Annotated in this window: 23 protein-coding genes and 1 pseudogene; 17 read left to right on the top strand and 7 right to left on the bottom strand. The window is 61.0% G+C overall.

All coding sequences use genetic code 11. The features are described from left to right. The first annotated feature begins 285 nt into the window (after positions 1 to 285). Together QM600_RS00540 and QM600_RS00535 are read left to right on the top strand one after the other, a co-directional pair. Complete coding sequence (locus QM600_RS00540; RefSeq protein WP_283259535.1) at positions 286 to 996, top strand: GAF and ANTAR domain-containing protein; 711 nt, start codon at positions 286 to 288, stop codon at positions 994 to 996. A 342-nt stretch (positions 997 to 1,338) separates the two neighbouring features. Beyond that, complete coding sequence (locus tag QM600_RS00535) at positions 1,339 to 1,485, top strand: hypothetical protein (RefSeq protein WP_283259534.1); 147 nt, start codon at positions 1,339 to 1,341, stop codon at positions 1,483 to 1,485. Positions 1,486 to 1,621: 136 nt separating this feature from the next. Here QM600_RS00535 and QM600_RS00530 read toward each other — a convergent pair whose 3' ends face one another. Continuing rightward, entirely contained in the window at positions 1,622 to 1,759 is a 138-nt protein-coding gene (locus tag QM600_RS00530) for a hypothetical protein (protein WP_283259533.1), read from the bottom strand. 157 nt (positions 1,760 to 1,916) lie between these two features. Between QM600_RS00530 and QM600_RS00525 the strand changes: the two genes are divergently transcribed. The 7 genes from QM600_RS00525 (at position 1,917) to QM600_RS00495 (ending at position 6,164) form a co-directional block, all read left to right on the top strand. Beyond that, complete coding sequence (locus tag QM600_RS00525) at positions 1,917 to 2,090, top strand: hypothetical protein (RefSeq protein WP_283259532.1); 174 nt, start codon at positions 1,917 to 1,919, stop codon at positions 2,088 to 2,090. Positions 2,091 to 2,236: 146 nt separating this feature from the next. Further along, positions 2,237 to 2,575, top strand: coding sequence for a hypothetical protein (locus QM600_RS00520; RefSeq protein ID WP_283259531.1), 339 nt, complete (start codon positions 2,237 to 2,239; stop codon positions 2,573 to 2,575). Positions 2,576 to 2,764: 189 nt separating this feature from the next. Further along, a complete protein-coding gene (locus QM600_RS00515) occupies positions 2,765 to 3,058 on the top strand; it encodes a type 1 glutamine amidotransferase family protein (RefSeq protein WP_283259530.1) in 294 nt (97 codons plus the stop codon). A gap of 85 nt (positions 3,059 to 3,143) precedes the next feature. Beyond that, entirely contained in the window at positions 3,144 to 3,866 is a 723-nt protein-coding gene (locus QM600_RS00510) for a glycosyltransferase family 2 protein (RefSeq protein ID WP_283259529.1), read from the top strand. Between the two features lie 5 nt (positions 3,867 to 3,871). After that, on the top strand, positions 3,872 to 4,798 hold the full coding sequence (locus QM600_RS00505) for an acyl-CoA dehydrogenase family protein (RefSeq protein WP_283259663.1): 927 nt from the start codon (positions 3,872 to 3,874) through the stop codon (positions 4,796 to 4,798). Further along, positions 4,798 to 5,547, top strand: a complete 750-nt coding sequence (locus tag QM600_RS00500; protein ID WP_283259528.1) for a PIG-L deacetylase family protein — start codon at positions 4,798 to 4,800, stop codon at positions 5,545 to 5,547. The genes QM600_RS00505 and QM600_RS00500 overlap by 1 nt, the downstream gene beginning before the upstream one ends. Next, positions 5,544 to 6,164, top strand: a complete 621-nt coding sequence (locus QM600_RS00495; protein WP_283259527.1) for a class I SAM-dependent DNA methyltransferase — start codon at positions 5,544 to 5,546, stop codon at positions 6,162 to 6,164. Before QM600_RS00500 ends, QM600_RS00495 begins: the two co-directional genes overlap by 4 nt. Positions 6,165 to 6,253: 89 nt before the next feature. On the opposite strand, the gene QM600_RS00490 is transcribed toward QM600_RS00495, so the two are convergent. From QM600_RS00490 to QM600_RS00475, 4 genes are all read right to left on the bottom strand, one after another. Further along, positions 6,254 to 7,630, bottom strand: coding sequence for an NAD-dependent succinate-semialdehyde dehydrogenase (locus QM600_RS00490; protein ID WP_283259526.1), 1,377 nt, complete (start codon positions 7,628 to 7,630; stop codon positions 6,254 to 6,256). A gap of 163 nt (positions 7,631 to 7,793) precedes the next feature. Beyond that, positions 7,794 to 8,048, bottom strand: coding sequence for a hypothetical protein (locus QM600_RS00485; protein WP_283259525.1), 255 nt, complete (start codon positions 8,046 to 8,048; stop codon positions 7,794 to 7,796). A gap of 153 nt (positions 8,049 to 8,201) precedes the next feature. Further along, positions 8,202 to 8,495: a hypothetical protein gene (locus QM600_RS00480; protein WP_283259524.1), complete on the bottom strand. Its 294-nt coding sequence runs from the start codon at positions 8,493 to 8,495 to the stop codon at positions 8,202 to 8,204. 215 nt (positions 8,496 to 8,710) lie between these two features. Further along, positions 8,711 to 9,796 carry an iron-containing redox enzyme family protein gene (locus tag QM600_RS00475; RefSeq protein ID WP_283259523.1) on the bottom strand — a complete coding sequence of 362 codons (1,086 nt, stop codon included), beginning with the start codon at positions 9,794 to 9,796 and terminating at the stop codon, positions 8,711 to 8,713. Here QM600_RS00475 and QM600_RS00470 point away from each other — a divergent pair, their 5' ends adjacent. The 3 genes from QM600_RS00470 to QM600_RS00460 all read left to right on the top strand — a co-directional run bounded on the left by QM600_RS00470 (position 9,797) and on the right by QM600_RS00460 (position 12,284). Continuing rightward, positions 9,797 to 10,018, top strand: coding sequence for a CDGSH iron-sulfur domain-containing protein (locus QM600_RS00470; RefSeq protein WP_283259522.1), 222 nt, complete (start codon positions 9,797 to 9,799; stop codon positions 10,016 to 10,018). Between the two features lie 174 nt (positions 10,019 to 10,192). Beyond that, entirely contained in the window at positions 10,193 to 11,668 is a 1,476-nt protein-coding gene (locus tag QM600_RS00465; protein ID WP_283259521.1) for an FAD-dependent oxidoreductase, read from the top strand. A 223-nt stretch (positions 11,669 to 11,891) separates the two neighbouring features. Next, entirely contained in the window at positions 11,892 to 12,284 is a 393-nt protein-coding gene (locus tag QM600_RS00460) for a hypothetical protein (RefSeq protein ID WP_283259520.1), read from the top strand. 65 nt (positions 12,285 to 12,349) lie between these two features. Here QM600_RS00460 and QM600_RS00455 read toward each other — a convergent pair whose 3' ends face one another. Next, a complete protein-coding gene (locus QM600_RS00455) occupies positions 12,350 to 12,670 on the bottom strand; it encodes an amphi-Trp domain-containing protein (RefSeq protein WP_283259519.1) in 321 nt (106 codons plus the stop codon). A gap of 1,184 nt (positions 12,671 to 13,854) precedes the next feature. Between QM600_RS00455 and QM600_RS00450 the strand changes: the two are divergent. Next, positions 13,855 to 14,181: pseudogene (locus QM600_RS00450) on the top strand (transglycosylase family protein); the annotation flags it as partial. A gap of 134 nt (positions 14,182 to 14,315) precedes the next feature. Here the strand turns inward: QM600_RS00450 and QM600_RS00445 are convergent. After that, a complete protein-coding gene (locus QM600_RS00445) occupies positions 14,316 to 15,611 on the bottom strand; it encodes a M23 family metallopeptidase (protein WP_283259517.1) in 1,296 nt (431 codons plus the stop codon). 200 nt (positions 15,612 to 15,811) lie between these two features. On the opposite strand from QM600_RS00445, the gene QM600_RS00440 reads away from it, so the two are divergent. The 4 genes from QM600_RS00440 (at position 15,812) to QM600_RS00425 (ending at position 20,102) form a co-directional block, all read left to right on the top strand. Next, the gene (locus QM600_RS00440; protein ID WP_283259516.1) at positions 15,812 to 16,234 is read left to right on the top strand and encodes a hypothetical protein; all 423 of its coding nucleotides are present in this window, start codon (positions 15,812 to 15,814) and stop codon (positions 16,232 to 16,234) included. Between the two features lie 145 nt (positions 16,235 to 16,379). Then, positions 16,380 to 16,709: a hypothetical protein gene (locus QM600_RS00435; RefSeq protein ID WP_283259515.1), complete on the top strand. Its 330-nt coding sequence runs from the start codon at positions 16,380 to 16,382 to the stop codon at positions 16,707 to 16,709. A gap of 85 nt (positions 16,710 to 16,794) precedes the next feature. Then, positions 16,795 to 18,180, top strand: coding sequence for a flavin-containing monooxygenase (locus QM600_RS00430; RefSeq protein ID WP_283259514.1), 1,386 nt, complete (start codon positions 16,795 to 16,797; stop codon positions 18,178 to 18,180). An 86-nt stretch (positions 18,181 to 18,266) separates the two neighbouring features. Then, on the top strand, positions 18,267 to 20,102 hold the full coding sequence (locus QM600_RS00425; protein WP_283259513.1) for an acyl-CoA dehydrogenase: 1,836 nt from the start codon (positions 18,267 to 18,269) through the stop codon (positions 20,100 to 20,102). The last annotated feature ends 2 nt before the right edge of the window (positions 20,103 to 20,104 follow it).

Genomic DNA, 20,104 nt, shown 5'->3' with positions numbered 1-20,104 from the left:
GGGGGGGGGGGGGGGGGCATATTTGTGTTGTTTTTACACCACCTTTAAATGTTGGGGGGGGGGGGGGGGGCCGGGGGGGGGGGCCCCCCCCGCCCCACCAGTGCTAACCCAACACATCATCCGCGCAGGCATCTCTCGAGATACCTGCGCGGGACGCTGTGCCCAACGAGACCCATTTTGCCCCCTTGCAAAGCCGAGCTGTACTTAGCCCGCGAACTGCGAGAACGTAGGATTCAAACCGTTCGATGCACGTTTGAATGAACGGAAGACCCGAGGTGTATGGCGATGACTGGGCCCGATAAGACGCTGAAAGAACCCGCAGCAGTATTCGCGGCGTTGGCCGCGATTCTCTACTCCGCAGAGGACAGCGCCGAGGTTTACAATGCAATTTGTTCGGCCGCTGTCGAGCTGATTCCTGGTTGTGATCATGCCAGCTTGATGCTGCGCCGGGGAAAAACCAACGTCACAGTCGCCGCAAGTGACGAGACTGCCGCTTATGCAGACGAACTGGAACGCGCCACGGGAGAAGGTCCGTGTATCGACGCTCTCGAAACTGAACTACCCCAACTCGAATCCGATCTCAGGACTCCGAATCAGTGGCCCGAATTCGCGCAGAAAGCTGTGTCGGAGACACCGATTCGCGGGTCGATGGGTTTCCGATTGTTGGTTGACCGTCGTAAGTTCGGCGCGCTCAATCTCTTCTCCGATACACCCGGCGCTTTCTCGAAAGACGTAGCCGACCAGGCGGTCGTGTTGACTTCTTTCGCGTCGGTGGCAGTCACCGCGCTTTCGCGAGGTGAGGATTCGGAATCTCTGCGGCGAGGACTAGCGAGTAACCGTGAGATCGGCCAGGCCGTCGGTCTATTGATGGCTTTGCATCGAGTTTCCGAGGACAAGGCCGTCGACACCCTGATACGAACTTCTCAGGAGATGAATGTCAAGGTCGCGGACCTTGCTCGCAAGGTCATCGTCGAGCATCATTCCACTCTCGATTGAACGGGAATCCATATCTCTGGGGATAACGTTGTAGCGCAATGCGATCGGGGTACGAGGGACCGTGGGTTCGCCCGACCCAACATTTTGACACCGTAGATTCCAGCCGTCGTCGCAACTTCTCATATGAGAGGTTGCGACGACGGTGTCGTTTTCGGACGGCTGTGGATTCGCGTCTCTCAGCCCGCCTACAGCTACGCGCGCACAGTTCGACAATCGCCCGCCGTGCCAGTTTTCTCCGCGCCGGTGTTGCCAATTATCTATGTCAGCTGATATAGATTTAAGGTACGGAAAACCGCATATGCAGATGGAAAACACTGGCGCACCCCTACCGTTGGAGCAAGCATGATGACGTCGACTAGCGCCCTGTCCACACAAAGCGACCTGGCTCAATTCTGCAACTCCACCTCGCGCACGGCCGAGTTGAAGCTACCGATCGCACTGATCTTCGGCGACCCCATCGCCGCAGAGATGACCTCAAACGCCAACTGAAACAGCAGAAACACCCTCCAGTGACAATGTGCCAACCTTGCGCACGGGCGATAATCACATCCCTCTCTTCGCTTTCGTATCCGTTCACACCAAAGCGCGCAATCGATCTACCGGAAAAGGTCACCTCCGAAACCAGTCACCGCCGCCACACCGCGGATGTCGTCGTGGTGATGACCACCGCAGTCATCTTGGGGGTCACAGTCAGCGTCGTACTGGCCGACGTTGTCGCCGGCGTAATAATCGGCGCAGGAACGGCAATAGTGTTCCGGTTCATGCTCCGGACAATCAACCCTCGGGAATGAGCGGAAGGGGCATACAAGTTACCGCAGGCGTCATGAAGACCGGTCAGTCAGTAACACCGCCGGGTAACGCCCAACGACACTGACACCTCCACCTGCATCCAACTCCATCCCCACGAATGAGGCCGACTCATGAGTATTTGGGTTTCCCTGCCACGGGACGCAATGCGTTTGCAATACAAGGTGATCAGATTTCCGCTGACACACCTCGGCCGCCTCGCTGTACGCGCGTTCGACGCCGACGCCCCGCGTCGGATCACCTACCAACAGATACTCGAGTCCGTAGACGGAACCACCGGAACCTGATTCGGAATCCCACCACAACCGAATCTCTCAGCAACGTGCGGCTTCAGAAATACCCATGATGTTTTGGCGACAGTGAATGCCGGATCGATCGACGAACGATCCCACCCACAAGGTAGGCGTCACCCAACAGAGAGGATCAGATCACCATGGCCGATTTCATCGACCAGACAAAGCACAAGACCGAAGAACTCATCGGTGAAGCACGAGGGGAAATCGGTCACACACCCGACAACGACGGTGTCATCACGGAACTGGTCTCGGGCAACGGCATTGTCGTCGGTACCCGAGTCCAGGTGATCTCGACCGCCGAATCTCACACCGGCGATGCCAGAACTCAGATCGGGTCCGTCATCGAAGACTTCGCCGACGCAGTCATCGTCCCCTCCGAGATAGGCCGGGAATGGGCACCGGCGAAACGGTGGGCGATCGCCCTCGACGACGGCCGACTGGTCTTCGCCGCCGAGGGCGGACTCAAACTGGCCTGACACCTCCTGTTTCGCGGTCAGCGACACATATTTCTGACGAGCCTTCGACTAGACAATGAGGTGGCATCATGTCCAAGAAAGTGGCTGAGAAGAACCCCGCAAAGAAGAACCCGCCAATCGCAGGCGCCCCTGGACCCACGACACCGCCGCTGGAATGGTGCCGCTGGGATCGGCCCGCACGGTGGTGAATTGGTCTCCGACTCGGTTATTGTCCCGGTCTCGCGCACCTTCGACACTGCCCGATCGATCAAGTTCGATGCACTTCTTCTCGCCGGAGCCCCGACGGATCCGCGGCTGGACATTCTTCTCGCGGAAATGTTCCGCCACGGCAAGGTCATCGGTGCATGGAACGACGGGACAGTCCTTCTCGAATCAGCTGAGCTCACTGCGTCGGACGGCATCGTCACCGGCGAAGACAGCGCATCGGTACGCGAGCAGGTAGTCGCACTGCTCGCGTCGCATCGAGTCTGGAGTCGTCTCTAAGAAATAGCTGGAGAGCAGGCAGTGTTCAGGCCACACCCACGACCAGAAACTGACCGCTCACTTTGTCGAACAAGGAGAATCGTCGATGCAGTTGAAATCTCCCCACACTGTGCGGGCTGTCGTCACTGTCATACCCGCCCATAACGAGCAGCAACTGCTGCCGGCCTGTCTACGGAGTATTCGGCACGCCGCCGACTCCGTGCCGGTTCCGGTGACGACGATCGTCGTGCTCGACTCGTGTTCGGATGGTTCCGCACATGCGGTCGGAGACTTCGCGGACGTACTCGTCGTGGAGTACCGCAACGTAGGCGCCGCCAGAGCCGCAGGGTTCACCGCAAGCGGGAGCATCGGCCGCGAGGATGTCTGGTTTACGACTACGGACGCAGACTCGACAGTTCCCGAGTCGTGGTACGTCGACCAACTCGACTACTGGCCACATCACGATGTGGTCGTGGGCAAAGTCCGGGTCGACTGGTCCACACATTCCGAACGGACCCGTCGGCGATATGACAACGCGTATCGCCGACGTGGGAACAACAATCATGGCCACATCCACGGGGCCAACCTGGGAATGCGGGCCGACCTCTACCACCGGGTCGGCGGATTCCGCCCGCTGGCCGTCTCGGAAGACGTCGACCTGGTGGAACGGATGCGCGATGCGGGGGCACGGATCGCGTGGGATGAACGGAACGTGGTGACCACGTCCGACCGGAGAACGCCTCGAGCACGCGGAGGATTCGGTGATCATCTCCGCGGTCTCGAACACGGCTCCCCGCAAAGTCCAGTCGCAGTCGCGGAGCACCAGTGAAATCCATGTCGGTGCATCCGTCGATCACTCCCGACGAGGCGGCCCAGTGGCCGCTCCCTGGATCGGGCAGCTCCCGCGAGCGGTGGCATAAACTCACTGATGCGGCGCGAGTCGACCTCGTCGGTGCCCGCATGCTCGAAGCGCACGCCGACGCGGTCGCCATCTTGCGGGAGTTGTCGGGTCCAGCCCCCCGATTCGGCGAACTCTGGGGTGTGTGGGCAGCCGACCCCCCGAATGCGGTGGTTGTTGCGCAAAAAACGTCGGAGGGCATTGTCCTCGACGGACGGAAGCTGTGGTGTTCGGGCGCGAGAATCTGCACTCACGCACTCGTCACTGCACGCTCCGGTGACGAGTCGGCGCTATTCGCAGTCGACCTCTCCGCTACCGGGATCGCACCGGTACCGGACAGCTGGCATGCAGTCGGAATGTCCCGAAGCGATTCCGGCGCAGTAGATTTCACGAAGGTTCCTGCCGAGTCAATTGGTGCTGCGAGCGACTATCTCACCCGCCCCGGCTTCTGGCATGGCGCGATCGGCGTGGCTGCGTGCTGGTACGGCGGGGCTCAGGCAGTGGCAGACACGCTACGCGCAACCACGAGCGACGACCCACATCGTCTCGCACATCTGGGCGGCGTTGATGCCGCCCTGTACGCCGCCGGCAGTGTCCTCGATGCCGCCGCACTCGACCTCGACCGATACCCTCTCGACCGTGTCCGCGGGGAGATCCGGGCACGACGGGTCCGTGCTGTCGTCGAGGCCGCCGTGAGCGAGGTAATCGACCGTGTCGGCCGAGCGCTCGGTGCCGCACCCCTGTGCAACGATGCCCGGCATGCCCAACTCGTCGCAGACCTGACGGTCTACGTGCGTCAGAGTCACGCCGAACGAGACCTCGCCGATTTGGCCCGGGTCTTACGAACGGAAGGTACCGACTGATGACTAGCGCGCAACGCTTCGAAAGTTCACCGGTCGCGGACGGGGGCACACCCGAAAGTAGTTGGGCGGGACACACACTGTTCGATCCCTTGGACGACCGGCAATGCCCGGCACTGGTACTGGTCGCCCCGCACCCAGACGACGAGGTCCTCGGTATCGGGGGGTGGGCGTCCGAATTGGCGGCTCGAAGTGTGCCGGTGACGATCCTGTCCGTCACCGACGGAGATGCCTCCCACCCGGATTCTCCGACGGTGACCCCGCATGAGCTGGCAACCCGCCGACGCGACGAATCGAACCGGGCCGCAATATGCCTCGGGCTAGCTTCACCGATCCGCCTGAGCTTGCCGGACGGAGAGGTGGCCGACCACGAGGACATCCTCGCTGATCGGATCCGTTCCTACTTGCAAGCAGGTTTCTGGTGCGCAGCCCCCCTGCGTACCGACGGCCATCCCGACCACGAAGCCGCCGGCCGCGCTGCGGCACGGGCGGCACACGACGCCGGAGCGGTCCTTGTCGAGTATCCGATCTGGATGTGGCACTGGTCCTTTCCAGATGACCCCTCGGTTCCTTGGGCACGCGCCCGAAGCGTCCCGCTCACCATGGACCGGCTCGACGCGAAACGGGCAGCAGCCGGAATGTTCGCAAGCCAGATCACCGATCTGTCGGAGCACCCGGCAGACCGGGCGGTCCTCCCGCCACACGTACTCGCCCGACTGATACGTAACCACGAAACGGTGTTCGTCCCATGACCAGAATGCCTGACGACTATTTCACCGAGATGTACGCGCAAAACCCAGATCCATGGGGATTCGACAAACGTTGGTACGAGCACCGCAAACGCCATCTCACTGCCGCGATACTGCCGCGCGAGCGATTCCGTCACGCGTTCGAACCCGGCTGCTCCATCGGCAACCTCACCACCGTGCTCGCGCCTCGATGTGACCGCCTACTGGCCACCGACATCGTCGAGTCTGCTCTCGCGTCAGCTCGGTCACGGATGGAGCGAACTCCCCACCAGGACATAGCCTTCGTTCGCTGGGCGCTCGGCGATCCGTGGCCGGACACCACATTCGACCTGATCGTTCTCAGCGAAGTGTGCTACTATCTCGACCCGTCTGCGCTTCCGCGTGTCGTGGACGAAGCCACAGCGCATCTCACGACGGACGGCGTGCTGGTGGCGGCGCACTGGCGGCATCCTGTGTCCGATTACCCGATGACAGGCGACGAAGTGCACGAGACCCTTTCCCAGCAGCAAGCCCTCACACGCACAGCCCGATACGAGGACCCCGATCTGCTTCTGGAAACCTTCGTTCCCGTCGGTACGACACCCGAATCCGTAGCCACGTGCGAGGGGCTCGTCACCTGACCAGCAGTGAGATTCACCCACTCGGATGGGTGCCCGCACGAATGTCCCCCGACTCCATCGGAACAGGAGTCGGGGGACATATCCGGTCCTTACTTCTTGGAGACGCGAATCAGCTTCTTGTTGACAAATTCGTCCATTCCCCAGGGGCCTAGCTCGCGCCCGACGCCGGATCGTTTGACGCCGCCGAATGGGAGACCGGGCAATGTCGTCCCGTGTTCGTTGACAAACGCCATTCCGACGTCGAGATCGGCAGCCACCGAACGCGCCGCGTCGAGGTCGGCGCTCCAGACCGACCCGCTCAATCCGTAGACCGACGAATTGGCAAGCTCCACTGCCTCTTCCGCGGACTTCACCTTGTAGACGACGCCCGCAGGTCCGAAGAGTTCTTCACTGTACGCACGCATCTCCGGGGTGACGTCTGCCAACAGGGTGGGTTGAACGTACGCGCCTGGTCCGTCGACCTTCTTCCCTCCGGTCAGCAGTGTCGCTCCCTTGTGCACCGCGTCCTCGATCTGCTCGATCAACGTGTCAGCGGCACTGTTCGAGGACAGTGGTCCCAGAACCGTACTTTCTTCCAAAGGATCACCAGCGGAAACGGATTCGAATGAAGCCGTCAGCTTGCGCGTGAAGTCGTCGTAGAAATCTTCGATGACGATGAATCGCTTTGCCGCATTGCATGCCTGACCGGCGTTGGACAAGCGCGCCTTGGTCGCCGACGCAACTGTGGCATCCATGTCGTCGGAATCGAGGACAATGAACACGTCGGAACCGCCGAGTTCGAGGACTACCTTCTTGAGGTTGCGTCCCGCGGTTTCCGCAACGCTGGTCCCGGCGCGCTCACTACCGGTCAAGGACACACCCTGCACTCGAGGATCGGCGATCATGTCAGCGATCTGCTCGTTGCTCGCGAAGACGTTGACGTAGGCGTCGTCGGGCAGACCGGCTTGCTGCAGAATCTCTTCCATCAACAATGCGGACTGCGGACAGTTGGACGCGTGCTTGAGAATGATCGTGTTGCCGAGTATCAGATTGGGCGCTGCGAACCGGGCGACCTGGTAGTAGGGGTAATTCCATGGCATCACACCCACCAGCGCGCCGATGGGGCGCCGGTACACCACCGATTCTTCGGCTCCGGGAACGTCGAGATGCTCTTCGTCGAGCAACGCCGGCCCGTGATCGGCGTACCACTGGTAGATGGCCGCGGACAGTTGTACTTCACCCTTCGCTTCGCGGACCGGTTTGCCCATCTCCAGCGAGATCATGCGCGCTAACTCGTCGGCGCGTTCGATGTACAACTCGGCAGTCCGACCCAGTACTTGTGAGCGCGTTTGCCGTGCAGACCTTTTCCAGCTCAGATAGCCGCGATGCACCTTCGTCAATGCGGCTTCCACTCCGCTGTCGTCCAAAGTGTCGAACTCCCTGACGGTTTCACCTGTCGCGGGATTGACTGTTTTGTAGGTAGTCATAGTTGGACAACGTGCAGGAGGGGGCAGAAGATTCCCGAATCAGCAGACTAAAAGTGAATCAGCGCATTAGGTTTCGGATGAATTCCTGTTGGGTATCCCGGGCGGCGTGCGGGTGGAAGAGCGCATCTAGCTGGCCCGACAACCGATTTGGTCCCACCCGAGGTCAGAACAGGAACAAAAAGGATGCCACCCCGTACGCCACTGTCAGCCCAGCAAGAATCCATCCTAGGTAAGCTCTGATGCACAGCCGCTGCATGCGATGCCATCGCGGCGAAGCACGTAAGAATGCACCGACAGCGCCCAGTGCCAGCGTCGCACTCGGCAAGAAGACCAACAGACGCCGATCCTTCCGCGAGCAGACCAACGTGTCGGCGCCGAAACACTCGCCGCGCCGAGTACCGAGCCATACGATCGCCATGATCATCGTAGCCACAGTCAAACCAACAGAGATGCCGTAAGTTATTGTCCGCCTGTTGATTGCCCGCTCATTCCCCATGGCAATGCCCGGCTTTCCAGTCGTCAACGAGCCCCTTCAATCTCCATCACATCAGCTCTGTCAGTTAGGTGTGAATCAGTGACCTTCCTGATCCAGAAGATCTCGACCTTCGAAACGCTTGATGCGCCGACGCTCCATCAGAACGGCAAACACTCCAAATGCGAAGGACGCCGCGCACACAATCCCAGCAAGAAGTGCCCATCCACGAAATCCGTAACCTGCTGCCACCAAAGCTAATCCGAGTGCCGCAAGACCAAGCCCGATCAGAATGTATCCGGGATAACCACGTTCGTCGGCGATCGCTTCACCGACATGCGATCGATTGGTATGTGCGTCATCAATTGGGAGCTCTCCATTTGCATTGGACACTGTACTCTCCGTTCGCTGAAGTAATTCCGATCACGTGTCCCGCCGCCCTCGACAGGTCAAACCACTAGACGACACGTCGTCGCTCCCGGTTCGGACGCCCGTCCGCACATCGGAAACAATTTATCTGTATCAGAGGATACAGATAATATCACTGTCCGGATACCCTCGATTCAGATCGTGCTCCCTGCAGGCATTCTGTTGATCGCGCCATCCGATCACTTTTTCAGGTCACCCGTAGCGCGGGAACTGCGCAATGAAGACTCTCCCCGCGCCCAACTGCCCGTAATATGTTCGGCCAATAGATCGTCGAACACCAGACATGCGGCGGCACCGAACAGAATATTCCTACCCATTGCAGGATCATGCTCGGCGAGGCCCCCGGCAAGGTCACGAACTGCAATCTGCTCGTGAACCGAGTCGGCTTCGACATGCTCGTCGTAGAACAAGGTGGCCTCCACGCCGAAACCGAGCCTTCGCAGGCCGGCGCTGTAGTTCTTGCTCGGCAGTGAGGAGGTGGTCTCCACCGCACACAGATGACCGACCAAAGCCCCGAGATGGCGCCTGTGCAGTCCGAAGAACGAAAGCACGTTCAGTGCTGCCAGAGTCACCGCCGGAACTACCTCGAGGTAATGCGCATATCGATCCGTGAGGCCGAGTTCGCGCATCGTCGCCGCAAAGAGCGTCGAGTGCATCCGTTCGAGCCGACCTCCTCCGTACTCGTCTGCCTGCACCTCCACCAGAGCGGCCTTCGGCGACCCGGCCAGCCGGGGTATGCCCAAAGTGTGAACGTCGGATTCCCTCAGTTGGTTGAGGGAACGATGGACAAGCACCTCTCGAAACTGGTCTGCACTGGCTTCTGTTGCCATAAATTTGGACATACTCGGGCCCGTCGACGGCGCAGTCATTGCCCACAGTTCGGACACCACATCGTCATCCTTGACCTGCTGCGCGCCTACGACGTCACGCACCGCTGCTTCGAAGCTCGTTTCCAGTGCGGCACGTCCTGCAAGAAGGTCGAGGTTCCATTCCCAATCGTCGGACACATCGTGAAGTCCCTGTAGGTGGAGTTCGTACAGCAGTGTCAGCGTCAGCTGTGCGTCCTCGTCGAACAGGATCGATCGTCCGTCGTGCTGCTCAGCCAACCCCCGGGCGGCAGCGATGAAGGCCGCAGGGTTAGCGTCGGAACCGGACAGCACCGCGATCAACCGCGCACTGACCGGTCCTCGCGCAGCAGGGATCGGCATGCGCGTACTCACGTTGGTTGTGTGTGATGGTGCTCGATCAATCTCTGTGGAGGACATGTGAGCTCCGTTTCCAATCCTGGATGTGAGGATCGCGATGTCACGATCACGGTATGCCCGGACGGCCCGCTGCTCGTACGCGGCCCGGCAACTCTGATAGATGCCGACGGCAACCCAATCTCCCGCGAACGAGCCACGGTAGCGCTCTGCAGATGCGGCGGCACATCGATCCCGCCCTTCTGCGACGGTACGCACAAGAAGCGGAAAACTCGACGTACCTGACGATCCAATTCCATCCGCGAGACGGGCAAGGTCCGGAAAATTGGCCGAGAAGGTCAGGGACTCAACCGATTCAGCCACCTCCCACTGACTGGGTCAGTGAATACTCGATCCTCCGAAACACCCCTACTGTGACTGGCACCACTCTGATGCCAGTGTTGACAACAGGAGAACCGGATGAGCGCACGCGTACCCGTCACAGCCATCGATATCGCTGAGATCGATTCCTTCGACCACGAAACTGATGTCCTCGTTCTGGGTTACGGCTGCGCCGGCGCTTCTGCCGCACTCGAAGCCGTCGAGTCCGGAGCCGACGTGATCCTCCTCGAACGGCAGAGCGGCGGGGGCGGATCATCGGCGCTCTCCGGCGGCGAAATGTATCTCGGCGGCGGCACCCCCATCCAAGAGGCGTGCGGATTCGACGACAGCGCCGAAGACATGGAGAAGTTCCTCCTCGCTGCCCTCGGACCCGACGCCGACCAGGAGAAGGTAAGTCTCTACAGCCGCGAGAGCGTCGCCCACTACCAGTGGCTGGTCGACCACGGTGTGCCGTTCAAGCCGTCGTTGTGGGACTCCCCCACCTGGGTTCCGCCCACTGACGACGGCTTGATGTGGATGGGCGAGAACGCCTACCCGTTCTACGAGATCGCCAAGCCCGCGCCACGAGGACACCGCGTGACCTCCGACGGCTTTGGCGGCAAGATCCTGATGGCCGTGCTCAGCGAGGCCGTCGAGAAAAGTGCCATCGCAGTCCACTCCGACACGACAGCGCTGCGACTGATCACCGACAACGGCCGGGTAGTCGGTGTCCTCGCCCGCCACTTCAACGAGACGGTCACGTATCGAGCTCGTCGCGGCGTCGTCATCACCACTGGCGGCTTCGCAGACAACAAGGAGATGCTGGCGCAGCACGCACCACAGTTGGTGGGCTTGAGTGTCAACAGCGACGGCGGCGACGACGGACGCGGCATCGTCATAGCGCAGGCTGCCGGCGCAGCAGTCAAGCACATGTCCGCCGGCCAGGTCGGGATCTCGCTGGTACCCGGAATGATGGTGCGCGGCATGATCGTCAACAACGTGGGCCAACGATTCATCAACGAAGACGTCTATCCCGGCATAGTCGGGCAGGCAGCGCTCTTCAAGCACAACCTGAAGGTGTGGGTGATCCTCGACGAGCAGGCGTACGAGGAGGTGCCAGTCGACGAACGATGGGGCGTGCAACCACATTTTGTCGCCGAAACCCTCGAGGAGCTCGAACGAGAGATCGGCATGCCGGAGGGCGCACTGCAGAATACCGTCGGCGAGTACAACCGCTTCGCGGCCGACGGCGAGGACCCGTACTTCCACAAGTCGGAGCGTTGGTTGCGGCCGCTGCGGTCGCCGTTTGCCGCGATCGACGTCCAACGAGGCATGGCCCCACCGGAGCTCGGCGACCGCGGCACCGGCGGTGGTGGCGCCGCGGTATTCACCATCGGCGGCTTGCACACCACCGTCGACGGCCACGTCCTTGACCTCGACGGCGACCCGATCCCCGGCCTGTTCGCAGCGGGGCGCGCGACGTCCGGCCTGCACTCGTGGGGCTATATCAGCGGGACCTCGCTAGGCGACGGTACATTCTTCGGCCGCCGAGCAGGCATCGCTGCGAGCCTGTAGCCGCGAACCCCGGACGGGCGGAATAACCCGTCGCACGTGCTCGTTGTACAGACTGTCGGTGTCCGATCCATTGCCCCGGGTACCACCCCAGAAATGCCGCTTCGAGCGGCCACTTGCCGAGAGGCGCAAGGCGGGCGCCGACCCTGACAAAGCCGCTGGACACTCTTCGGGTGCCGGCGGCTACGTCATGTGCGGATGTGCATAAGCAATGCCACAATGAGGTGTGGACTTCGACAGCGCCGAAGACCTCTACTGGCTCGAGCCCTCGGAGTTCGTCGCTGCCCGAAACGCCTGGGTGATGCGAGCCAAGGAGGCTGGCGACAAGGCACGGGCAAAGGAACTGGGCAGTCTGCGAAAACCCACAACGACGGGTTGGGCCCTCAACATCCAGGTTCGGGCCGAGCCGGAGAATCTTGATCGACTTCTCGATCTCGGGGCAACGCTGCGCGCGGCGCTCGCAGACCCCGACATCGGCGACGACCTGCGACGCGGGCGGATGCTCGGCGCGGTGTCCTACAGTGGCTTCGGACCCGCAAGCCTCGCATCGGTGTTCGAGCCGCCGACTCTGCCCTCCGCTCCGCCGAGGAAGCTGCCGCGCGTGCAACGGCGGAGCTGACGCAGGCCCGACACCTCGCCGCCGACCTCGACACCTAACTTGGCGCTGACTACGCCCGGGGCAGATCAGGTTGCGGCGGTCTTCCGCGGCCGACTACGACGCACGGCTTTGGCTGGAGGCGCCGATTTCTCGGGCGCCTCGGACTTCGAGTCGCTGGACGGATCGTCGCGCCAGCTGATCTCGATCTCGATCTCGCACTTGTCTCCGTCGACCTCAATCTCGAGCTCCCATTGGACCCGGTCGGCCACAACGATTTCAATCGAGTCGCCACCTGAGCCCAATTCCACCTCCGAACCGCTCGCAAGTGCGTGTCCCAGCGCAATGAGCCTCTCAGAGGCCTCTTTCCGGGAAAGTTCGGACTTCCGCTTGATCTCCAACTTTGGCACGACGGACTCCTGACCTCGAAGCAATGTCCATTCACCGTAGCGGCCGCAGTACCGATAGCCGACCTGAACCGGGGAAAGTGACGAAATTGGGTCCGTGAGAATGGAGTTGAGCGCGCCACGTACACAACGCTCCGTGCTTGTCTGCGGCGGCGGTCACCTTGGGAACGCAGAGAAGCAATCGGAAGGAAATTTCAGCGCCCTGACTGACTTAAATCGGTCAATCATATTGAGCGCGTCGACCATTCATCCTGAACGCACGCAGCTCGGATCCGGAAAATATACGTATGACGCAACAAAGGCAACGACTGCGATCGCTCCAACAGCACCGTACGTAGACGAATCCCAGCCGTCGATGCCCATCCATACGAGAGCGGCGATGATCACCAGTGCTATTGCCATGCCTGTTTCACAACCGAATGCGAGTCTCCAACCCATCAACCGGCGGGAAGCGAGCAAAGTACGCCGAGGAAGATCCCCATGAACCGCGTCGCGAAACCGGGAGCCGCGAATTGCCACGCGACGTAAATCCCGCACAAGGCGCCGCCCATCAGTGGCCACACCATCGCGGCCTTGCGTCACGTCCTGCCTCCCGGACCTGTCATGCCCCAACCCTGCGACGGGCATTGCCACCCATGACGCTCTCGCAATGGAAGCTACGTACGCAGACATCGCCATCTTGTAAGCCCGCAGGTGAGCATCCGTCCCGATGCGCGAAGTCGGTCAGATTCCAATTCTTCTGGCCCACAGGGAAAACCAAGGCGGTCAGTCGACAAGAACCGGCTCGCAACTCAGTCGAAACTCCCCCGCTCGAACCGCCCGCGACGGACGTTTGAATGTCACAAATCGGTCGAAAACAGCGCACATCAGGCCAATCACGACAGCAAATAAAGTGATCTACATCACATTTAGCCTCAATTCTGTAACGCTCTCCGCACCCACATAACGGCAATTGACCTGCAAAAACACCAACCGATGCACATCTGTTGCACAAAACCGCGCAAACACGCCGAACCGTGACCAATCCGTGATCGTTCTCTATCGTTGTTCTCAGCCCGAGCAACCGGGCAGCACCGAATCGCCGGCGCCAAATCCCACCCCGCGATATCGGACAACAACATTCCTTGTGGTGGGAATTGAGACGGTCACCGTCTTCCAATGGCGGGACCCGAAAGGATTCACCCTCAATGACCAAGAACACCGTTACCCGCACCATCGCCGCCGTCGCCGCAGCCGGAGCCCTCGCGGCCGGAGCCCTCGGACTCAGCGCCGGCACCGCATCCGCCGCAACCCACGACTGGTCCGGCGTCGCAGAATGCGAATCATCGGGCAACTGGGCTGCAAACACCGGCAACGGCTTCTACGGCGGACTGCAGTTCACCCAGAGCACCTGGAACGCCTTCGGCGGATCCGGCAGTGCCCACAATGCCAGCCAGGCCGAGCAGGAACGCGTCGCCGAAAACGTCCTCGCCGGCCAGGGCGCCGGTGCCTGGCCCGTCTGCGGTCAGTACCTGCGCTGATCCCCACCCCCCATATTTACGTCACTGCCCGGTGACCGTCGACTCCGACGGTCACCGGGCAGTTTTCGTTGCAACTGATAGATCGTCCCGGGACAGCACATTCGAGAGGCCCGGACCAACGGCCCACCCTAGGGGAAGTTGATGATCGCCAGGTTAAGCGGCATTTCGTCTGTCCGCGGCTCCGGCTTCGGCAACTTGCCCTGCAGGAATGTGCCACTCAGGTAGTCGTCTGCATCAGCGATCTGCTGCGGCGCGACCTGCCCGTCGTAGTCGAAGCTCGCGAGTTCATACGGCAACGAATCCGCCTCGAGCAAACTCGGTCCGTTCATCAGCTGAAAATGCAGGTGTGAAGCATTGGCGTTACCGGTGTTTCCGAGCCTTCCGAGTACCTGGCCTTCGGTCACCTTGTCACCGGGTTTGACGGTGACAGACCCGGAGATCATGTGGGCGTACATTGCGTACACGCCGTCACCGAGATCGAGCACAACGTGATTTCCGTCGACATTCTCGACAGTCAATTTCGCTGCCAACGCCGGATCGCTAGCGGGCAGGATGCCCGGAGCGTTCGCCTCCATACCGTCGAGGATCGAGACCACCGTGGCGTCGGCGACGGCAAGGATGTCGGTCCCGTAATCGACGTAGCTCTCGTTGCTGGTCTTGTCACCGGCGTAGAAGTCACCCTGGTCGTTGGTGCGCTTCCAATCGATCGCGAAGCGCTGGCTGTTGTTCAGTTTGCCGTTGACCGACATCACCGAACTGCGATGCGGGAAACCCGGTTCGCAGCAACCGTTGAGCGCAATCCAATTATCACCACGCACCGGTGGCGAGATCACCGGAACGGTCTGTGTGGAGAAAGCGACCGGCGTTGCCAGGTAGTCGATCGGCCCGGGCGCACCGAATGCCGGTGAGGCAGCGCCGGTTCCGTAGAGGTGATGTAACACAGCCTTCGGCGCCTGGTCGAGCGAGTCCAGGGTGAAGTCGATGAACAGGACCCGACTCTCCTGCGGCGGGATCGCAGCACTGTCGACGTAGCCCGCGGGCAGGTCGCGGAGTCGATTGCAGTTGCCGAAGGCACACTTCGGATCAACCAATGCCGAACCGGAGAAACTGGCAAGGATTTTTGTCGGATCAGTTCCGTCGACAACATCGATCTTGTCCAGGCTCGCCGGCACCTTGGTGGCGTTGGTAAGTTGCAGATCGTAGGCAACGTGATACTTGCCGTCCGTTCCACGGAACGGCAGCGGCGAATTCCCGATCGTGTTGAGTGTGAGCGCGGTAAACGCATCCGGCACTGTCACTCCGGCAACGGAACCGGCCGGCGGTGACGCCGTTGTGGCGGTCGTCGAGTCAGCGTCAGAGTCCGACGAACATCCTGCCGCAACAAGTGCGACTGTAGCTAGAAGCGAGACGAAAAAGATGGGCACGCGGCGGATTGTCACGCTGGAACTCCGTTTCTCCAGTTTCGAAAGAACGTACCAGGCAAAACGGACTCATCGGACTTATTTGGGGTTAAGACCTAACCGTGGTCAAGAGCCACTAGTGGCAACGACCAACTTGCAACGACGACATACCGAGTGCAGGATTGGCGCGACACCTAGTCATCAGCCAGCTGGAGGTAGCCGTGATGAAACTTGTTCGCGGACTTACCATCTGCACGTCCATCGTAATCGGGTCCGCACTGGCGCAGGTAGTCCTCGCCTCCGCAGCGGCAACCGTTCCGTTCCAGATCAACCCGGCGCCGTACGGGAACCCGAACGGCAGCTTCGACGCACCTCCGATCCGCTGTATGGCGGTGGTCGGCGAGCAGCCTGGCGCGGTGACGATCACCGGTGGCCAGAACGATCAGTGGGGATGCCTGCTCTCGTCCGAGGTGCTCTGGCTGAATCTCTCGACCGGGGCATCCGACTCCGCCCGGCTATCGGACGGGCTGAACGGAATTCCGGCCGCGGCGATCCTGCAAACCGGCGCCGGGCAGGTTGCAGTCACCGTCATACCGGCTGTGGGCGGAACGACCACCCCCGGCGTCGCAACCTTCTACGTTCCGTAGGTGACCCCGACCCAAGCCATCTGAAGTCATTTGCCGTCGGCACGCTCATCGTTGTGCGAAGGTTTCACGATGACTGATGACAGAGGTCCAGCATCCTTGTGGACCTTGCTCACCTGGTTTACCGTGCTACTTGTCGCCCTCGCCTGTGACGCTGCGTTTGAGCGCCGGCGCCCCAGTGCTTGTTCTGATCACACTGACGCTCGTGATGTTGTCCGTCGCCTCGCGCGTTGCTTGTGCAATTTCGAAGGACTCCCTGTCCGCAGCGGCAGCAGAGTGCTCGGAATCGTTGAGCACCCAAAGGATTGGCGTGTACAAGGTTGTTCAGATCTGGTCGGACAATACTGGGTGCAAATTCCACATCGAGGGCGGTTTGATCGACTCGATCGGATTGGCGTACCTACCCGATGGGGCACTGTATCTCGGCAATCCCCGGTGTGACGGCGACATCGGTTACCAGGAGTTCGACGGCGACTGATACCTGTTCGTTCAGCGGTTCTAGGGGCACGGTTCCGGCGACGGCGGGCGTTCAACTCCGCCCCACCGACAGCTCCTATGTCACAATGAATATCGTGGCTTACCTGGTAAAACCCGGATACCGTGCACCGCCGGTCACTACGCCTGTGCCGGTAGACCCGTCGCTCCCCCGCGTGTGTGTCATCGGCGCGGGATCATCGGGTATCGCCGCAGCCAAGGCACTGTATGCCGCCGGCATTCCGTTCGATTGCTTCGAAAAAGGCAGCATGATCGGCGGGAACTGGGTCTACAACAACCCCAATGGCCAGTCCGCCTGCTATGAGACGTTGGAGATCAACACCTCCTGCCCGCGCATGGCGTATTCGGATTTCGCGATGCCCGCCGACTACCCGCCCTATGCGCAGCATGAGCAGGTCCATGCCTACTTCGAGTCCTACGTCGACCATTTCGGGTTCCGGCACACCATTACTTTCGACACCACCGTCGAAGATGTCCGGCGCGAGCCCGACGGCACCTGGTCGGTGCGCACCAGCGGCCCCACTGGCGCACGAGTCAAGACCTACGACGCCGTCCTCGTTGCCAACGGGCATCACTGGGACGCACGCTGGCCTGAGCCCGCCTACCCGGGCACATTCACCGGCACTCAGATCCATGCCCACGACTACCGCAGCAGAGAGCAACTCATCGACCGTGACGTGGTCGTTGTCGGTATGGGGAATTCGGCCCTCGACATCGCAGTCGAGGCATCGAAAGTCGCTCGCAGCACCACTCTTTCGGTGCGGCGCAGCCAGTGGGTATTGCGCAAGATGCTCTTCGGCAGAGCAGCCGATCAGGTCGCACTGCCAGGATGGATGCCGTGGTGGGTGACTAGTGCGAGGTTGAGGATCGGCGCCGTCGCCTCCGGAAGCCTCACCCGCTACGGTTTGCCCCGGCCAACACACAGGCCGGGCCAGTCGCATCCGGTGCAATCCGAGCAGTTGCGTGCACGACTTGACGCGGGCGCGATCGTTCCACGCCCGGGCGTCGACCGATTCGACGGCAACACAGTAGTTTTCACCGATGGACACAGCACACGAGCCGACCTGATCGTGTGGGCCACCGGCTACCGGGTCAGTTTTCCGTTCCTCGACCCGCACCTGATCCGCGCCCGCGACAACGATCTTCCGCTCTGGAAGCGGACAGTGCACCCGGATCTTCCGGGCCTGTACTTCATCGGACTCCTGCAACCGGTCGGCGCAGTAATGCCGCTCGCCGAAGCGCAATGCGCCTGGATCACGGACATCCTTACCGGCCGATACGTTCCGCCGGCAGACACCCAGATCCGTAAGCAGATGGCAACCGAGCACGACCGCAACAAGCGACAGTTCTACACTTCGCCCCGACACACGATGGAAGTCGACTTCGACCACTACCTGTGGGATCTCTCCCGGGAACGCAAGCGGGGTGCACGCCGCGCCCGCGCAGCGCACTGATCCACCCTGCTAGCAACCTACGGTTGCGTACGGATTCCTTTCTGGGGCAGGCTTCTTGATATCCGTCTATTGCGGTAGGAGACGCTGTGAGCCACTACAAGAGCAATGTGCGCGACATCGAGTTCAACCTTTTCGAGGTCCTCGACCTGGGCCGGCTACTCGACGCGGGAGCATACGGAGATCTCGATACCGACACCGTCCGGAATATTCTTGCGGAAGTTGCAAGGCTGGCCGAAGGGCCGGTTGCGGCGTCGTTTGTAGACACCGATCGCAATCCGGTGGAGTTCGACGTCGAAAACCATCGCGTCATCGTGCCCGAACCACTGCGGAAAACTGTGGCGGCCGTCAACGAAGCCGGATGGTCCAGGTTGGGACTTCCCGAAGGCGTCGGCGGCGTTCCGGCCCCAGCCCCCCTGGTCTGGGCGATCGGCGAGATGATGGTGGCAGCCAACGCATCGGCCAGCTTCTTCAACATGGGTCCCCTGATGGCCAGTGTGCTGTACAACGTGGGCAACAAACAGCAAAAGCACTGGGCCAAGACCGGATTGGATCGCGGTTGGGCTGGGACGATGGTGTTGACCGAACCCGATGCAGGGTCCGACGTCGGCGCCGCCCGGACCAAGGCAATGCAGCAGGACGACGGAACTTGGCACATCGAAGGCGTCAAGCGATTCATCTCCGGGGGCGATGTCGGCGATACCGCCGAAAACATATTTCACCTGGTACTGGCACGTCCGGAAGGCGCGGGCCCGGGAACAAAAGGCCTGAGCCTGTTCTACGTGCCTAAGTTCCATTTCGATCCCGAGACACTCGACCTCGGCGAACGCAACGGTGTGTACGTCACCGGTGTCGAACACAAGATGGGGATCAAATCCTCACCGACCTGCGAATTGACCTTCGGTGCCACGGAGGTGCCCGCAGTCGGGTGGCTGGTCGGCGACGTACATAGCGGTATTGCCCAGATGTTCCAGGTAATCGAGAACGCCAGGATGATGGTCGGAACCAAGGCTGCTGGAACTCTGTCCACCGGCTATCTGAATGCGCTGGCGTACGCAAAAGTACGTATCCAAGGTTCGGACCTCACCGAGATGACAGACAAGACGGCGCCGCGGGTACCGATCATCAATCACCCGGATGTGCGTCGTAGCCTCACGATGCAGAAGGCATATGCCGAAGGTCTGCGCGCGGTGTATCTGTACACGGCGGCGCATCAGAATGCAGACGTAGCTCAGCATGTATCCGGAGCAGACGCGGAACTGGCGCATCGAGTGAACGATCTACTGCTTCCGATCGTCAAGGGCGTCGGCTCGGAGCGAGCGTACGAGTTGCTCACCGAGAGCCTGCAAACGTTCGGCGGGTCCGGATACTTGCAGGACTACCCGATCGAGCAATACATCCGCGACGCCAAGATCGACACGTTGTACGAGGGCACGACAGCCATCCAGGCGCAGGATTTCTTTTTCCGCAAAATCGCGCGTGACCGTGGCGTCGCGCTTGCCCATGTTGCCGGACAGATCAAGGTTTTCATCGACAGCGAAGCCGGCAACGGCCGACTCAAAGCGGAGCGGGCGCTACTAAGCACAGCACTCGAGGACGTCCAAGGCATGGCAGGGATCCTCACCGGTTACCTGATGGCCTCGCAAGAGCAGGCCGGCGAGCTGTACAAAGTGGGACTGGGTTCGGTGCGGTTTCTACTTGCAGTGGGTGATCTGCTCATCGGCTGGCGACTGTTGGTGCAGGCCGAAGCAGCGATGAAGGCACTCGATCGCGGTAGTTCTACCGCGGACAGACACTTCTACGAGGGCAAACTCTTGGTTGCGTCGTTCTTCGCCAAGAACGTACTACCCACACTGACGTCGACGCGAGAGGTCCTGGGCAATATCGACAACGACGTCATGGATGCGGACGTGTCAGTTTTCTGATC

It is taken from the genome of Rhodococcus sp. IEGM 1379, assembly GCF_030056815.1.
In the GTDB taxonomy this organism is placed as follows: Bacteria; Actinomycetota; Actinomycetes; order Mycobacteriales; family Mycobacteriaceae; genus Rhodococcus_F.
Note: the sequence above shows the minus strand (reverse complement) of the source record. Positions and strands in the feature narration are given on the sequence as shown.

Bases quoted from the DNA above. Each gene is read 5' to 3' on its own strand.
- QM600_RS00525 (WP_283259532.1), top strand. From the start codon at position 1,917: ATGAGTATTTGGGTTTCCCTGCCACGGGACGCAATGCGTTTGCAATAC.
- QM600_RS00485 (WP_283259525.1), bottom strand. From the start codon at position 8,048: ATGGCGATCGTATGGCTCGGTACTCGGCGCGGCGAGTGTTTCGGCGCC.
- QM600_RS00440 (WP_283259516.1), top strand. From the start codon at position 15,812: ATGAAACTTGTTCGCGGACTTACCATCTGCACGTCCATCGTAATCGGG.
- QM600_RS00530 (WP_283259533.1), bottom strand. From the start codon at position 1,759: ATGAACCGGAACACTATTGCCGTTCCTGCGCCGATTATTACGCCGGCG.
- QM600_RS00505 (WP_283259663.1), top strand. From the start codon at position 3,872: ATGTCGGTGCATCCGTCGATCACTCCCGACGAGGCGGCCCAGTGGCCG.
- QM600_RS00500 (WP_283259528.1), top strand. From the start codon at position 4,798: ATGACTAGCGCGCAACGCTTCGAAAGTTCACCGGTCGCGGACGGGGGC.
- QM600_RS00430 (WP_283259514.1), top strand. From the start codon at position 16,795: ATGAATATCGTGGCTTACCTGGTAAAACCCGGATACCGTGCACCGCCG.
- QM600_RS00520 (WP_283259531.1), top strand. From the start codon at position 2,237: ATGGCCGATTTCATCGACCAGACAAAGCACAAGACCGAAGAACTCATC.
- QM600_RS00540 (WP_283259535.1), top strand. From the start codon at position 286: ATGACTGGGCCCGATAAGACGCTGAAAGAACCCGCAGCAGTATTCGCG.
- QM600_RS00490 (WP_283259526.1), bottom strand. From the start codon at position 7,630: ATGACTACCTACAAAACAGTCAATCCCGCGACAGGTGAAACCGTCAGG.
- QM600_RS00475 (WP_283259523.1), bottom strand. From the start codon at position 9,796: ATGTCCTCCACAGAGATTGATCGAGCACCATCACACACAACCAACGTG.
- QM600_RS00535 (WP_283259534.1), top strand. From the start codon at position 1,339: ATGATGACGTCGACTAGCGCCCTGTCCACACAAAGCGACCTGGCTCAA.
- QM600_RS00465 (WP_283259521.1), top strand. From the start codon at position 10,193: ATGAGCGCACGCGTACCCGTCACAGCCATCGATATCGCTGAGATCGAT.
- QM600_RS00510 (WP_283259529.1), top strand. From the start codon at position 3,144: ATGCAGTTGAAATCTCCCCACACTGTGCGGGCTGTCGTCACTGTCATA.
- QM600_RS00495 (WP_283259527.1), top strand. From the start codon at position 5,544: ATGACCAGAATGCCTGACGACTATTTCACCGAGATGTACGCGCAAAAC.